The following is a 14,932-nucleotide window of genomic DNA, read 5'->3' as shown; positions in this document are numbered from 1 at the left end:
ACGGGTGGGCGCCGAGCCGTGCACACGCGAGATGCCGTGCGGTGGGGCGTGCGGTGGGGCGTGTGACGGGGTGTGTGACGGGTGGGAATGGTGTGCTGCGATGGACGGTGGCTGGGAATTGCCGCCACCCGATCGTCAAGAGAGTCGATCCGGCTGTTTATCGTCAGGGAGACGACTAAGATCGCGTCATGTCGCCCTACGACCCGTCGGCCTTCCCGCCCTTCGCCGTCACCGTCGACCTGGTGGTGCTCACGGTGCGACATCACGCGCTGTGTGCGCTCTCGGTGCGCAGGGGCGAGCCTCCGTTCCAGGGCCGATGGGCGCTGCCTGGCGGCTTCGTCCGCGACGACGAGGATCTTTCGCAGGCGGCGGCCCGCGAGTTGGCCGAGGAGACGGGGCTGCGCGCCCAGAACGGCGCCCATCTGGAACAACTCGCTACGTATGGCGATCCGCAGCGCGATCCGCGGATGAGAGTGGTCAGCGTGGCGCACCTGGTGCTCGCGCCGGACCTGCCGGCGCCTCGTGCCGGTGGAGACGCGCGCAGCGCCCGATGGGCGCCGGTCGACACACTCCTGGCCGAGAGCGGCCAGGATCACCCGGGCGACGCTGCTCCGCTCGCCTTCGACCACGGGCGCATTCTCGCCGACGGGGTCGAGCGGGCCCGGTCGAAGATCGAGTACTCCTCACTGGCAACGGCCTTCTGCCCACCCGAGTTCACGGTCGGCGAGTTGCGGCGGGTCTACGAGGCGGTGTGGGGCGTGGCGCTCGACCCGCGCAACTTCCACCGCAAGGTGACCGGGACGGTCGGGTTCCTCGTGCCGACCGGGGGCACGACGACCCGTCAGGGCGGGCGCCCGGCACAGTTGTTCAGGGCCGGAGGTGCGGCGCTGCTCAATCCGCCGATGCTCCGACCGGAGGTGTAGTTTCTGAGCTTTTGTCCGTTTTATTGGGCATTTCAGCGCTATGGTGCTGGAGTGATCCAGGCCATCGGACTGACCAGCTTGTCTCGTCGCAACACCTCGCCTGCCGTCGCCGACCTGACCTTTGAGGTGCGGGAGGGCGAGGTGACCGGCCTGCTCGGACCGGCCGGCTCGGGCAAGTCCACCGCGCTGCGTCTGCTGCTGGGCGTGCAACCGGGCCGCGGGGCCACCCTCGTCGACGGTCGCCCCCTGCACGAACTGGCCCGCCCCGCCCACGAGATCGGGGCCGTGCTCGGCGATGTCCCCGGGCACCCCCGCCGGAGCGCCCGTGGTCACCTGCGCATGCTCTGCTCCGCCTACGGGCTTCCGCTCTCACGTGCCGACGAGGTCCTCGACGCGGTCGGGCTGGACGCGGTGGCGGAGGAGCGGCTCGACACGCACTCGCTCGGAATGGACCGCCGTCTGGGCTTCGCTGTCGCGCTGCTCTCCCGCCCGCGCGCCCTGATCCTGGACGACCCGGCTCGTGGGCTGCTGCCGCGCGAGGCCGCCTGGGTCCATGAACTGGTGCGCCGGCACGCGGCGGAAGGCGGCGCAGTCCTGCTGGCCGGCAGGGACGTCGGCGCGCTGGCCCGTACGTCCGACCGTGTGCTCGCGCTGGACGGCGGTCGGCTGGTCGCGGACGAGGCCGCGGCACAGTTCGCGCGCAGCCGGCTGCGGCCCTACGTGGCGGTGCGGTCGCCGTACGCCCAGCGGCTGGCCGAACTGCTCTGCGACGACGGCGCGGAGGTGGTCGCCGCGAGCGGCAGCCGTATCGCCGTGTACGGCACGACGTCCGCGGTGGTGGGGGAGACCGCCTACCGGCACGGCATCCTGCTGCACGAACTGGCCGACACGACCGCGGACCGGCTCGACCGGCAGTGGACCGGGGCCGACCCGGAGGAGCCCGCGGTGCCACGGCAGCGGACCGAGGGTCGACGGGCGCGACGCATCGGGCGCCGTCCGGGCCCGGTCCGCCCGGTCGGGTACGAAGTCCGCCGCGCCTTCGGCGTGCGCACACCCTGGCCCACTGTGTTCGCCGCGCTGCTGTGCTCGGCGCTCGCCACCGCGCTGATCGCCCGGACCGGTGCGGTGCACAGTTCGGTGCTGCGGATGCTGTCGGGCTGGGCGCCCGAACTGCCGCTGCCCGCGGCGGCGATCGGGGCCGGGTTGCTCGGCGCGCTCAGCTACGGCCAGGAGTTCCGCTACCCGGCACTCGCGCCCGGCCACGGCCCCGAGCCGCGCAGCCTCCGGCTGCTCGGCGCCAAACTCGTGGTCGGCGCGGTGACTGCGCTGCTGCTCGCCGCCGCGGCTACTGCTGTCGATATCGCCACGCTCAGGCTGCTCGTCGCCCGCGGCCATGTACCGGACCCGCTCGCCCACCCCGCCGCGCTGGCAGGCTGCGCCGCGCTCGCGGTCGGTTGCTGCTGGGCCGGCGTACTGGCGGCAGCGGTCTTCCGCACCACCGCGCTCGGCGTGTCCGCGGTGCTCGCGGTGCCGCTGCTCGCCGTACCGGCCGTGCGTGCGCTGCTCGGTGGGCCGCAGGTCAGGGAACTCGGCGACGCCGGGGAGGCGTTGTGGTCGGTGGTGAGCGGTGTCTCGCAGGGTGGCGGCGGGGGTGTGAGCAGGGCGCTGCGTTTCGTCGGCCAACCCCTCTTCCTGGGACTGGCGTTGTCGCTCACGGTGCTGGTCGGCGCTTTCACGGCAAGCGCGTTGCGCGGACGGAGGCAGGAGCGGCGGTCAACTGCCGTACCCACCCGAGGAAGTGCGCCGCTTCCCAGCGATGAGGGGTGAATCCTCCGGAAAAAACGTCAATTATCAGGTGATGAGTGCTCACCCTTTCGTGTGCTTTTCAGCAAAGCCCTCAAGGCCGGGTTCGGCATCGCCGACAAAGGATGCGTGAGTACCCTTGCGCATTCCATGATGACCGCGGCCCGTTCCGCCGACTCCGGTATCGCCGGTTCGGGCGAGCTCGATCGCTATCCGTACACCGAAGCCCCCGGTGCCGATCGCCCCGGGCTCCACGCCTGGGAAGGCGTGGAGCCCGACATGGGCCGGGTCGGCCGCCGCGCCGGAGGCAGCCGCGGCCGTGGTCTGCACGGCCAACTCGTCCAGCAACTCGGTCAGATGATCGTCTCAGGCGACCTGGGCGCCGATCGCCCGCTGGTCCCCGAGGAGATCGGCCAGCGCTTCGAGGTCTCCCGCACCGTGGTGCGCGAGTCCTTGCGCGTGCTCGAGGCCAAGGGCCTGGTCAGCGCCCGGCCGAACGTCGGCACCCGGGTCCGCCCGGTCAGCGACTGGAACCTGCTCGACCCCGACATCATCGAGTGGCGCGCCTTCGGCCCGCAGCGCGACGACCAGCGCCGCGAACTGCTCGAACTGCGCACGACCATCGAGCCGGTCGCCGCCCGGCTGGCGGCCGGCCACGGCCGCGAGGACGTCCAGCAGCGGTTGGCCGACATGGCCGAGATCATGGCCCACGCCAGCGCCCAAGGCGACTCGCTCACCTTCACCCGGGCGGATGCCGAGTTCCACACCCTCGTGCTCCAGGTCGCGGGCAACCGGATGCTGGAGCACCTGTCCGGCATCGTGTCGTCGGCCCTGCACGTCTCCGGCGGCCTGGCCACCGGCTGCGAACGCCCGGGTGACATCTCGGTCGGTCTGCACCACCGGATCGTGGAGGCGCTGGCCGAGGGTGACGGCGGCACGGCCGAGGCGGCCATGCGCCAGCTCCTGGCCACTTCGTCCGAGCCCGCCCCGGCGCCCGCCGCCGACCATGTCGTCCCGGCGCCCCGCGAGAAGAACTGATCGCCCCGGGAGCCGCCGCGGGCCCCGATCCAGGGGTCGGCGGCGGCCCCATGTGTGTGAGATGTCCGACTCTGGTATGTATCGGTATGTTATGGGGTGTGACTCGGGCCACGTAAGCTTGGCGTAACGCTTGGCGAGGCAGTGCGATGACTTAAGAGGTGGCCGCCGCACACGCAATGTTCAACCGAATATTCGGCGTCAGGACTGATGCCGAGTCGCTGTGCGGTACCACTCAGTCGTTCCCATCGTTCCGAGAGGTTGTTCGTGTCGGCCAGCACATCCCGTACGCTCCCGTCCGAGATCGCCGAATCCGAGTCTCTGATGGCGCTCATCGAGCAGGGTAAGGCCCAGGGCCAGATCGCCGGCGACGATGTGCGTCGGGCGTTCGAAGCGGACCAGATTCCGGCAACCCAGTGGAAGAACGTTCTGCGCAGCCTCAACCAGGTCCTCGACGAGGAGGGTGTGACGCTGATGGTGACCGCCGCAGAGGCGCCCAAGCGCACCCGTAAGAGCGTCGCAGCCAAGAGCCCGGCGAAACGTACTGCCACCAAGACGGTCGCCACGAAGGCGGCCCCAGTCAAGAAGACCGTAGCGCCCAAGGCCCCCGCCCCGGAGGCGGTGACCGAGGCCGAGACAACGGTGGAGCCATCGGTGGAGGCGGAAAACTCAGCCAAGAAGGCGCCCGCTAAGAAGACCGCGGCCAAGAAGGCGGCCGCCAAGAAGGCCCCGGCGAAGAAGGCGACGGCGAAGAAGTCTGCCGCCGGGTCGGGCGACGAGGCCGCCGAGACGGACGAGTCGATCGAGGACGTCGCGCCCGGAAAGGGCGGCGAAGAGGATGCCGAGAAGCCGGAGTCCGAGAGCTTTGTGCTCTCCGACGACGACGAGGACGACGCGCCTGCCCAGCAGGTCGCCGTCGCCGGCGCCACCGCCGACCCGGTCAAGGACTACCTGAAGCAGATCGGCAAGGTCCCGCTGCTCAACGCCGAGCAGGAGGTCGAGCTCGCCAAGCGGATCGAGGCCGGCCTGTTCGCCGAGGACAAGCTTGCGGCGGCCGACAAGCTCGCGCCCAAGCTCAAGCGCGAGCTGGAGATCATCGCCGAGGACGGCCGCTGGGCGAAGAACCACCTGCTGGAGGCGAACCTCCGCCTCGTGGTCTCGCTGGCCAAGCGCTACACCGGCCGCGGCATGCTCTTCCTCGACCTGATCCAGGAGGGCAACCTTGGCCTGATCCGTGCGGTCGAGAAGTTCGACTACACCAAGGGCTTCAAGTTCTCCACCTATGCGACCTGGTGGATTCGTCAGGCGATCACCCGCGCGATGGCCGACCAGGCCCGCACCATCCGTATCCCGGTGCACATGGTCGAGGTCATCAACAAGCTGGCCCGCGTCCAGCGCCAGATGCTCCAGGACCTGGGCCGCGAGCCCACCCCGGAGGAGCTGGCCAAGGAACTCGACATGACCCCCGAGAAGGTCATCGAGGTCCAGAAGTACGGTCGCGAGCCCATCTCGCTGCACACCCCGCTCGGTGAGGATGGCGACAGCGAGTTCGGCGACCTGATCGAGGACTCCGAGGCGGTCGTGCCCGCCGACGCGGTGAGCTTCACCCTCCTCCAGGAGCAGCTCCACTCGGTCCTGGACACCCTGTCGGAGCGCGAGGCGGGCGTGGTCTCCATGCGCTTCGGCCTCACCGACGGGCAGCCCAAGACGTTGGACGAGATCGGCAAGGTCTACGGGGTGACGCGCGAGCGCATCCGTCAGATCGAGTCGAAGACGATGTCCAAGCTGCGCCACCCGTCGCGGTCCCAGGTGCTGCGCGACTACCTGGACTGACAACCCTGATCCGGTCTCGCTCCGGCCCCGACCCGGCCACGGGACCGTTGCCTCTGCGGATGCGGCCTCCTGACCTGTCGATGACTCTGGGTGTGCAGAGTGATTCACAGGGTCAGGAGGCCGTATGCGTTTCAGTGTCCGTACCGTCATCGCGGCGATAGTCGCGCTGCTGCCGGCTCTGGTGGTGCCGCTGGCGCTGCCCGCCACCCCGGCAGCGGCCCATGAAGTCGTCGTGGGCGGCACTCCGACCACGACCCAGCAGGAGCCTTGGGTGGTGGCCCTGTCCAGCCGCTCCCGCTTCGGCGACGACCGCTCCGGCCAGTTCTGCGGCGGCGTGGCCGTCGGGCCCCGCACGGTGGTCACCGCCGCGCACTGCTTCGGCAAGGAGGCGCTGGGCGTGACCGACTGGCAGCAGTTGCCGGACCTCCGGGTCATCGCGGACCGCACCGATCTGACCGGTGACGGCGGCGAGGAGCTGCGGCGGTCCAAGGTGTGGGTGAACCCGAACTTCGATCAGACCACCAATGCCAACGACGTCGCGGTGATCACGCTGGCGCAGCCGCTGCCCGACGGCGCGGCAATCCCGATGGCGGAACCCTCTGACGCGGATTCCTATCGCCCGGGCACCCAGGCCCAGGTCTACGGCTGGGGGGACACCACGGGCAGTGGCGACTACGCGACCGCGCTGCGTACCGCGAACGTCACGGTCTTCGCCGACTCGGTGTGTGAGCAGGCATATCCGGGCGGTAGCGTCGGCACCTATGTGCCCGCGTCGATGATGTGCGCAGGCGCCGAACAAGGTGGGCGGGATGCTTGCCAGGGCGACAGCGGCGGTCCGCTGGTCGTCGCCGGTCGGCTGGTCGGCCTGGTGTCATGGGGCAACGGCTGCGCGATGGCGGACTACCCGGGCGTGTACACCCGGGTCTCCGCGATGGAGGCGCTGATCGCACAACACATGTGACGCAGTGCAGCGCATGAAGGCGCTGCGCCGTCACGGCGCAGCGCAGGGGCGTCGACGTACCGGCGGCCCCGGTAGTGCCCGATGGGTCCGGAGGTGTCCGGCCGGCCCCGGGATGTACCGGCGAACGAAAAAAATGGGAAAACCCGCGGGCAGACACCCCCTCAAGGGGTCCGTCCGCCCGCGGATCCGAACTCGTCGCTGGTGTGAAGGCTCAGCGCTCGTCGTCTCCCGTCGACGCCGGGGTCTCGTTCAGCCGACCGGTCTCGTCCTGTATTTCGGCTGCGATCTTCTTCAGTTCGGGCTCGAACTTGCGGCCATGGTGCGCGCAGAAGAGCAGCTCTCCGCCGCTGATGAGCACGACACGCAGGTAGGCCTGAGCGCCGCAACGGTCGCAGCGGTCGCCCGCTGTCAGCGGACTCGCGGGGGTCAGAACAGTAGTCACGTCGCCTCTTCTCTAGCTCGACGAGCTGTCGTACCAGGGTCAACATCCAACCAGGCCGAAAACGTTCCCGCTGACGGCATTTTCTCGGAACCGTCTTCGGTGTGACCGGGTGTTACCGATTGGCGGCGAATAGGAGTCAATTGCGTCGGATGTCGGGTGTGGAGCTGTTGTCCGGCTCGCCCCCCGGCTGGCAACCGGGTTGTTGGAGAGGACGTGCCCGGAGCCTAAATGGTTCATGCCTCTTTGGGAACGTGACATGTGTATCACTCGTGCGGGTTATCGAACGCCTGCTCGATAAGGACTAGGATGAACCGTCCAGATGCCGGGTCGCGGCAGTGTCCACCTGCCCCGCATCGGTACCCTCTCACCGACAACGGCTGAATATCTTGACCGAGGAGCTGCCCGCGTGACCGCCGAAACATCCGTGCCGCCCGCCGCACTGCTGACGGGCGCAGATCGTGACGGTTCCAATTACACCGCGCGGCACCTTCTCGTCCTCGAGGGTCTTGAGGCCGTCCGCAAGCGACCCGGTATGTACATCGGGTCGACGGACAGTCGCGGATTGATGCACTGCGTGTGGGAGATCATCGACAACTCCGTCGACGAGGCGCTGGCCGGTCATGGTGACCGGATCGAGGTGGTGCTGCGCTCCGACGGGTCCATCGAGGTGCGCGACAACGGCCGCGGCATCCCGGTCGACGTGGAGCCGAAGACCGGCCTGTCCGGCGTCGAGGTCGTCATGACCAAGCTGCACGCCGGCGGCAAGTTCGGAGGCGGCTCCTACGCCGCCTCCGGCGGTCTGCACGGCGTCGGCGCCTCAGTGGTCAACGCGCTGTCCGCGCGCCTGGACGTCGAGGTGGATCGCAGCGGTCACACCCACAGCATCAGCTTCCGCCGCGGCGTCCCCGGGATCTTCACCGAGTCCGGTCCCGACGCCCCCTTCGAGCCGGCCAGCGGCGTGACCCGCACCAAGAAGATCCCCCGCACCCGCACCGGCACCCGGGTGCGGTACTGGGCCGACCGGCAGATCTTCCTCAAGGACGCCAAGCTCTCCCTGGACACCCTCCACCAGCGCGCCCGGCAGACCGCGTTCCTCGTCCCCGGCCTGACCATCGTGGTGCGCGACGAGCGCGGCATCGAGGAGGACAAGCCGGTCGAGGACGTCTTCCACTACGACGGCGGCATCAGCGAGTTCTGCGAGTACCTCGCCCCCGACAAGCCGATCTGTGACGTGCAGCGGCTGACCGGCAGCGGCACCTTCAAGGAGACCGTCCCCGTACTCGACGACCGCGGCCACATGACCCCCACCGAGGTCACCCGCGAACTCGGCGTCGACATCGCGCTGCGCTGGGGCACCGGTTACGACAGCACCCTCAAGTCGTTCGTCAACATCATCGCGACGCCCAAGGGCGGCACCCATGTGACCGGATTCGAGCGGTCGGTCGCCAAGACGGTCAACGAGGTGCTGCGCGCCACCAAACTGCTGCGCGTCGCCGAGGACGACATCGTCAAGGACGACGCGATGGAGGGTCTGACGGCGGTGGTCACCGTCCGGCTGGCCGAGCCGCAGTTCGAGGGGCAGACCAAGGAGGTGCTGGGCACCTCGGCGGCGAACCGGATCGTGGCCGCCGTGGTGGCCAAGGAGCTCAAGGACTTCCTGACCTCCACCCGCCGCGACACCAAGGGCCAGGCGCGGGCAGTGCTGGAGAAGGCCGTCGCCGCGGCCAGGACCCGGATCGCCGCCCGACAGCACAAGGAGGCGCAGCGCAGGAAGACCGCGCTGGAGACGTCCTCGCTGCCCGCCAAGCTCGCCGACTGCCGCAGCGACAACGTCGAGCGCAGTGAACTGTTCATCGTCGAGGGCGACTCGGCGCTCGGCACTGCCAAGCTGGCGCGCAACTCCGAGTTCCAGGCTCTCCTGCCGATCCGCGGCAAGATCCTCAACGTGCAGAAGTCCTCCGTCTCGGACATGCTCAAGAACGCCGAGTGCGGGGCGATCATCCAGGTCATAGGAGCCGGCTCCGGGCGCACCTTCGACATCGACCAGGCGCGTTACGGCAAAGTGATCTTCCTGGCCGACGCCGACGTCGACGGTGCTCACATCCGGTGTCTCCTGCTGACTCTCTTCCAGCGCTACATGCGCGCCATGGTCGAGGAGGGCCGGGTCTTCTCCGCCGTCCCCCCGCTGCACCGGATCGAACTCGTCCAGCCCAAGAAGGGCCAGGACAAGTACCTCTACACCTACTCCGACGCGGAGCTGCGCCAGACCCTTCAGGACCTCAACCGGCGTAACGTCCGCTACAAGGACAGCATCCAGCGCTACAAGGGCCTCGGGGAGATGGACGCCAACCAGTTGGCCGAGACCACGATGGATCCGCGCCACCGCACCCTGCGCCGGATCAACATCAGCGACCTCGAAGCCGCGGAGCAGGCGTTCGACCTCCTGATGGGCAACGAAGTCGCTCCGCGCAAGGAGTTCATCTCCAGCTCCGCCTCCACCCTGGACCGCGCGCGGATCGACGTCTGACCCTCCTGCACGAGCTTCCTAGGGCCCGGCACATACGCGTCCGCCCGCTCCCCCGTGACCGACGGGAGCGGGCGGACGCGTTCGGTGAGGGAGCGCTGCGGGGCGGGGGCTGCCGCAGGCGGCGGATGCGGCGTGCTTCGGTGACGGCGGTGATCAGGCCGCCACTGCGGCGGATGCACCCGCTGTGGTCCCAGCCCCGGATTCCGGCGCCTGGTACCGCGATACGTACTGTCATCGTCCGCCCCTGGGCGAGGCGTTGGGCAGACGCGGCCGGGCACCTCGTCGAGCAGGTGGGCGGAGGCGGTGCGGCGCGCGTGCTCCGCGGCGCCCAACAGCACCCTGCGCCTACGAGCAGGTCGAGGGCCCGTTCCACCGTCGAGCGGGACAGGCCGGTGTGGCGGGCCAACTCGGCGTTGCTGCTCTGCTCCCGGTCGACAGGCGGCCCAACGCCACCTCTGCGGTCGGTCGTGCTGATCATGCGGCGTTGTGCGTCGGCCATCTGTCGCTTTCCGTCTTTATGTTCAGAGTTGCGGTAAGAGCGAACGTAAATGCCGGGCGAGAGGCGTGCGGTGGGCAACGCGCGAGGTGCCGACAACTCGCGAGCAGCATTGGGCAGCGTGTGGTGCGGACGGTTTGGCGTGGACGGTTCGGTGCGGACATGGGAGGAAGTCGCGGTGCCGTCTCCACCCGGCTGACCCGCTCTCCACCCCCGGGTGGAGAGCGATTTTCAACCCCCGGCTTGATCCGCTGGCCAGTGGATTTCCGTAGATTCGAGGACATAGCAAATCGTCGAGTCGCCCTTCGGAGGCAACTGCCATGTCCGGTCTGGTCAACGCGCTGGTGATCCTCGCGGTCATCGGGGTGGTGCTCGCCCGCCAACTCAGGCCCCGCGCGGTCGCCGGCGGCCGGTGGTGGCTCATTCCCGTCGTTCTGGTCGTGCTGGCGATACGGGACAGAGGCAACCTGATCGACGGGCAGCACCAGCAAGCCGCCGTGACGCTGCTCGCCGCGGAGTTGGTGGTTGGGGCCGCGATGGGCGTCGTCTGGGCCACGACCACTCATATGTGGTCCGAGCCCGACGGCCGGGTGATGGTGAAGGGCACCAAGGCGACCCTCGCGGTATGGGTGCTCGGCATAGCCGTCCGCGTGGGGCTGTACGCGGTCGCGTCCGCGGTGGGCGTGCATCAGAGCTCGTCCTCGGTGATGCTCACAGTCGCGGCGACACTGCTGATACGCAGCGGGGTGCTCTTCTGGCGAGCCCAGGGCCTGGGGCCGTCGTGCCGTACGGTTTCATGAGCACCTGGACGTCCTGGCCCTCGCAGGAGGCGTTGTCCCGTGAGATGCGGCCGCGGGCCCGGCGGGGTATCGGGCGGGGCATCCGGCTGGTGCTGGCGGTCGCCGCTATGTGGGGGATCATCGCCAAGGGCGAACTGAGCCTTTGGGCGACCCTGGGTGCGTGCCTTGGGGTGCTGGTTCTGTACGGGGTGCTGTGGGTCTACTTCCGCACCACTCTGCGGCACAGGCTGTGGCCGGCACTCGGCATGGTCGCGCTGCTGGTAGCAGGCGGCGCCATTGCGAACGGACTGGACGCGGCACTTCCCGCGGTGATGCTGTGGTGCGGGTGTGCAGTGCTGGCGCTGGAGCGGCTGCCGCTGGCCGCTGGGCTGCCCGTGGCGGCGATCGCGCTCACGTTCTTCGCGTTGTTCGACAGTAGTGACAACTGGCTGGTGACGACGTTGACCGCGCTCGGACTGTCCCTCGCGGGATACACCGTGCGGCTGGACGCGGAGGCGCGTGGGAACACCCATCGGCTGCTGGCCCAGGAGCGGGCCGCGCGGAAGGCAGAGGCGGAGACGGCTGCGCTCGCCGAGCGGGCCAGGATCGCCCGGGAGATCCATGACGTGCTTGCGCACAGCCTGTCGGCGCAGACAGTCCACTTGGAGGCCACCCGGCTGCTGGTCGAGCGGGGGGCAGACCGGGAGGTGGTGCTGGAGCGGGTGGTCGCGGCCCGGCGGATGGCACGGGAAGGGTTGGCTGAGACTCGGCAGGCGCTGTCCGCGCTGCGCGGGGACATGGCACCTGTGGAGGAGTTCCTGCGGGAGTTGGTGGCGTCGGAGGGAGCGCGGTTGGAGGTGGACGGGGAGTCGAGGCGGCTGCCGGCGGAGGCGGGGCTGGCGGTGCGGAGGGTCGCTCAGGAGGCGATGACGAATGTGCGCAAGCACGCGCCGGGAGCGGATGTCGTGCTGCGGCTGGAGTACCGGCCGGAGGAGGTGGAGTTGGAGTTCCGCGACTTCGGAGGCCGATCGCCTGTGGATAACTCTTTGGGGGCTTCTGGATCGGGCTACGGTCTTCGGGGGATGCGGGAGCGCGCCGAACTGTTGGGCGGCGCGTTGGACGCCGGACCGGCAGAGGAGGGCTTTGTGGTGCGCTTGCGGGTGCCCGCGTGACGCGGGTCGTGGTCGCGGACGACCAGACGGTGGTGCGCGAGGGAATCGTGATGTTGCTGGGGCTGCTGCCCGGGATCGAGGTGGTGGGAGCGGCCGGAGACGGAGAGGAGGCGGTGCGGCTGGTGGTGGAGCAGAAGCCGGATGTGGTGCTGATGGATCTGCGGATGCCCCGGTGCGACGGGGTTGAGGCGACCCGGCGGATTCGGGCTCAGCACCCGGGCACGCAGGTGGTGGTGCTGACGACGTATGCGGATGACGACTCGTTGTTCCCGGCGTTGCGGGCCGGCGCGCGGGGATATCTGACGAAGGACGTGGGCGGGGACGAGATCGCCCGGGCCATCGCTGATGTGACGGCCGGGCGGGCGGGGTTGTCGTCGTCGGTGCAGCGCCGGGTGCTGGACGTGCTGGCTCAGGGTGAGCCCGCGGCGGCGGGTCCGGTGAGATGTGAGGGAGAGGAGTTGCCAGACGGGCTGACGATACGAGAGGCGGAGGTATTGGCACTGGTGGCAGAGGGGTTGTCCAACGCGGAGATCTCCGAGCGGCTGCACGTAAGCATGGCCACCGTAAAGACGCACATCAACAACCTGTTTGCCAAGACTGGGGCACGCGATCGGGCTCAGGCGGTGGGATACGCCTACCGGCACGGGATCACCTGATGGTGTGAAGGTTTCGGCTTGTTGGACCTGGATCTTCCCACTCTGTCCATGATTGGCCGCACGGCCGACCGGCCGGTGGATCGAGGAGAGTTCGGTGGACGAGCACGACGGGGGAGACCCCGGGACGCTGGGGGTGGACAGCCCGTGGCGGCAGGCCACGGTGGCACGGCAGTGGATGCCGGAGCCGGATGCGGGTCCGGGCGCGGACAGAGAACCGGCGGAGAGGTCCGCGGCGACGCCGCAGGCGCGCCGCGCGGACGAGGCGGCCACCCGGGCGGCGGTGTATCTGGAGGTGCAGCGCAGCGCGACGTTCGGGGAAGTGCGGGACAGCTACCGGGGGTTCGCATTTCCGGCAGCGGCGGCGTTCGTCACCTGGTACCTGCTGTACGTGGTGGCGGCGACCACCGCACCGGGGCTGATGGCCCGGCGGGTGGCGGGTGAGTTGAATGTGGCGATGGTCGCGGGGCTGGCGCAGTTCGCGACGACTTTCCTCCTGACGTGGGCGTATGCGCGGCATGCGCGGCTGCGGCGGGACCGGGCGGCGCTGGACCTTCGGTGGACGCTGGCCACCAGGACCGGGCAGGAGCGGGTGCGGTGACAGGACAGTTGACGGGTCGGCTGGCAGAGCAGTTGGCGGGACAGCCGGCGGGGCAGCGGACGCATGCGGCGTATCTGGCGGACGGGGCCGGGGATCACCAGGGGCTGGCGATCGTCCTGTTCACGGTGTTCGTGTCGGTGACGCTGGCGATCACGGCGTGGGCGGGGCGGCGGCGTAGTTCGTCGGTGGAGTTCTTCGCCGGTGGGCGGCTGTTCACCCCGGCGGAGAACGGCTTCGCGATTGCCGGGGACTACATGTCGGCGGCGTCGTTCCTCGGGATCTCCGGGCTGATCGCGCTGTTCGGGTATGACGGGCTGCTGTACTCGGTCGGGTTCTTCGTGGCGTGGCTGATCGTGCTGATGCTCGTCGCCGAACTGGTGCGGAACGTCGGGCGGTACACGCTGGCGGATGTGCTGTCGGCGCGGATGCGGCACCGGTCGGTGCGGATCGCGGCGGGGACGGCGTCGGTGACGGTGTCGATCCTGTACCTGGTGGCGCAGATGGTCGGTGCGGGCAGCCTCGTCGGGCTGCTGCTCGGCGGCACCGGGACGGCCAGGACCTGGACCGTGATCGGGGTCGGGGCGCTGATGGTGGTCTATGTGTCGTTCGGCGGGATGCGGGCGACCACGTGGATCCAGATCGTGAAGACCGTGCTGCTGATGGGCGGGACGGTGGCGCTGACGGTGATGGTGCTGGTCAAGTTCCATGGAAACGTGGACGGGTTGTTGCGGTCGGCGGTGACGGGCAGCGGGCAGGGCGACGCGTTTCTCGCGCCGGGGCTGAGGTACGGCGTCAGCGGCACGTCGCGGCTGGACTTCATCAGCCTCGGGTTGGCGCTGGTGCTGGGCACGGCCGGGCTGCCGCACATCCTGTCGCGGTTCTACACGGTGCCGACGGCACGTTCGGCGCGACGGTCGGTGGTGTGGGCGATCGGACTGATCGGTGCGTTCTATCTGATGACGATCGTGCTGGGCTTCGGGGCGGCGGCGATGGTCGGTTCCGACACGGTGCGGGCGTCGAACGACGCGGGCAACACGGCGGTGCCGCTGCTCGCGGAGGCGCTGGGCGGCGGATCGGGTACGACCGGCGGCGCGGTGCTGTTCGCGGTGGTGGGGTCGGTGGCGTTCGCGACGATTCTGGCCGTGGTGGCGGGCATCACGCTCGCGTCGTCGGCGTCGGTGGCGCACGACCTGTACGCGACGGTGCGGCGTAGGCCCCGCCATGCGGCCAGGGGCGACGCGGGCAATCCGGGCGGCCACATGGAGGAGGACGAGGTACGGGTGGCGCGGTTCTCGGCGGTCGGGATCGGTGCGGTGGCGATCGCGCTGAGCCTGCTGGCGCAGGATCAGAACATCGCGTTCCTGGTCGGGTTGGCGTTCGCGGTGGCGGCGTCGGCGAACCTGCCCTCGCTGCTCTACTCGCTGTTCTGGCGGCGGTTCACCACCAAGGGCGCCGTGTGGTCGATCTACGGCGGACTGATCCCGGCGTTGACCTTGGTGGTGCTGTCGCCGGTGACGTCCGGACAGGCCGACTCGCTCTTCCCCGGGGTGGATTTCCATGTCTTCCCGTTGGAGAACCCGGGGTTGGTCTCGATCCCGCTGGGCTTCTTCGCCGGCTGGCTGGGCACCGTGCTGACCCGGGAGCCCGCGGACGAGGCGGCGTTCGCGGAGACGGAGGTGCGGTCTCTGACGGGAGCGGGGGCCGTGT

At 69.5% G+C, this 14,932-nt stretch carries 13 protein-coding genes; 11 read left to right on the top strand and 2 right to left on the bottom strand.

The genetic code is table 11. The features are described from left to right. The first annotated feature begins 188 nt into the window (after positions 1–188). From AC13HU_RS01910 to AC13HU_RS01890, 5 genes are all read left to right on the top strand, one after another. Positions 189–923: an NUDIX hydrolase gene (locus AC13HU_RS01910; protein WP_483039921.1), complete on the top strand. Its 735-nt coding sequence runs from the start codon at positions 189–191 to the stop codon at positions 921–923. Between the two features lie 51 nt (positions 924–974). After that, entirely contained in the window at positions 975–2,750 is a 1,776-nt protein-coding gene (locus AC13HU_RS01905) for an ATP-binding cassette domain-containing protein (protein ID WP_483039920.1), read from the top strand. A gap of 105 nt (positions 2,751–2,855) precedes the next feature. After that, positions 2,856–3,764, top strand: a complete 909-nt coding sequence (locus AC13HU_RS01900; RefSeq protein WP_483039919.1) for a FadR/GntR family transcriptional regulator — start codon at positions 2,856–2,858, stop codon at positions 3,762–3,764. A 264-nt stretch (positions 3,765–4,028) separates the two neighbouring features. After that, on the top strand, positions 4,029–5,594 hold the full coding sequence (locus tag AC13HU_RS01895) for an RNA polymerase sigma factor (RefSeq protein ID WP_483039918.1): 1,566 nt from the start codon (positions 4,029–4,031) through the stop codon (positions 5,592–5,594). Between the two features lie 124 nt (positions 5,595–5,718). Beyond that, positions 5,719–6,555: a S1 family peptidase gene (locus AC13HU_RS01890; protein ID WP_483039917.1), complete on the top strand. Its 837-nt coding sequence runs from the start codon at positions 5,719–5,721 to the stop codon at positions 6,553–6,555. A 211-nt stretch (positions 6,556–6,766) separates the two neighbouring features. Here the strand turns inward: AC13HU_RS01890 and AC13HU_RS01885 are convergent, their stop codons facing one another. Beyond that, the gene (locus AC13HU_RS01885) at positions 6,767–6,997 is read right to left on the bottom strand and encodes a DUF7455 domain-containing protein (protein WP_103884849.1); all 231 of its coding nucleotides are present in this window, start codon (positions 6,995–6,997) and stop codon (positions 6,767–6,769) included. A gap of 406 nt (positions 6,998–7,403) precedes the next feature. On the opposite strand from AC13HU_RS01885, the gene AC13HU_RS01880 reads away from it, so the two are divergent. Beyond that, a complete protein-coding gene (locus AC13HU_RS01880; RefSeq protein ID WP_483039916.1) occupies positions 7,404–9,524 on the top strand; it encodes a DNA gyrase/topoisomerase IV subunit B in 2,121 nt (706 codons plus the stop codon). Here AC13HU_RS01880 and AC13HU_RS01875 read toward each other — a convergent pair. Then, positions 9,475–10,002: a helix-turn-helix domain-containing protein gene (locus AC13HU_RS01875; RefSeq protein ID WP_483039941.1), complete on the bottom strand. Its 528-nt coding sequence runs from the start codon at positions 10,000–10,002 to the stop codon at positions 9,475–9,477. The genes AC13HU_RS01880 and AC13HU_RS01875 overlap by 50 nt on opposite strands. Positions 10,003–10,340: 338 nt before the next feature. On the opposite strand from AC13HU_RS01875, the gene AC13HU_RS01870 reads away from it, so the two are divergent. The 5 genes from AC13HU_RS01870 to AC13HU_RS01850 all read left to right on the top strand — a co-directional run. After that, entirely contained in the window at positions 10,341–10,820 is a 480-nt protein-coding gene (locus AC13HU_RS01870) for a DUF1453 domain-containing protein (RefSeq protein ID WP_483039915.1), read from the top strand. Further along, positions 10,817–11,971, top strand: a complete 1,155-nt coding sequence (locus AC13HU_RS01865; protein ID WP_483039914.1) for a sensor histidine kinase — start codon at positions 10,817–10,819, stop codon at positions 11,969–11,971. The genes AC13HU_RS01870 and AC13HU_RS01865 overlap by 4 nt, the downstream gene beginning before the upstream one ends. Further along, a complete protein-coding gene (locus AC13HU_RS01860) occupies positions 11,968–12,627 on the top strand; it encodes a response regulator transcription factor (protein ID WP_483039913.1) in 660 nt (219 codons plus the stop codon). Before AC13HU_RS01865 ends, AC13HU_RS01860 begins: the two co-directional genes overlap by 4 nt. Positions 12,628–12,721: 94 nt before the next feature. Beyond that, complete coding sequence (locus AC13HU_RS01855) at positions 12,722–13,225, top strand: DUF485 domain-containing protein (RefSeq protein ID WP_483039912.1); 504 nt, start codon at positions 12,722–12,724, stop codon at positions 13,223–13,225. 74 nt (positions 13,226–13,299) lie between these two features. Beyond that, positions 13,300–14,932, top strand: a 1,633-nt coding sequence (locus AC13HU_RS01850) for a solute symporter family protein (protein WP_483039940.1), incomplete at its 3' end; no start/stop codon positions are given.

The sequence above is a fragment of the Streptomyces sp. NH27 genome, assembly GCF_056859195.1.
Note: the sequence above shows the minus strand (reverse complement) of the source record. Positions and strands in the feature narration are given on the sequence as shown.

Excerpts from the sequence above, each read along its gene's own strand:
- AC13HU_RS01910 (WP_483039921.1), top strand. The coding sequence starts at position 189 with ATGTCGCCCTACGACCCGTCGGCCTTCCCGCCCTTCGCCGTCACCGTC.
- AC13HU_RS01875 (WP_483039941.1), bottom strand. The coding sequence starts at position 10,002 with ATGATCAGCACGACCGACCGCAGAGGTGGCGTTGGGCCGCCTGTCGAC.
- AC13HU_RS01890 (WP_483039917.1), top strand. The coding sequence starts at position 5,719 with ATGCGTTTCAGTGTCCGTACCGTCATCGCGGCGATAGTCGCGCTGCTG.
- AC13HU_RS01870 (WP_483039915.1), top strand. The coding sequence starts at position 10,341 with ATGTCCGGTCTGGTCAACGCGCTGGTGATCCTCGCGGTCATCGGGGTG.
- AC13HU_RS01865 (WP_483039914.1), top strand. The coding sequence starts at position 10,817 with ATGAGCACCTGGACGTCCTGGCCCTCGCAGGAGGCGTTGTCCCGTGAG.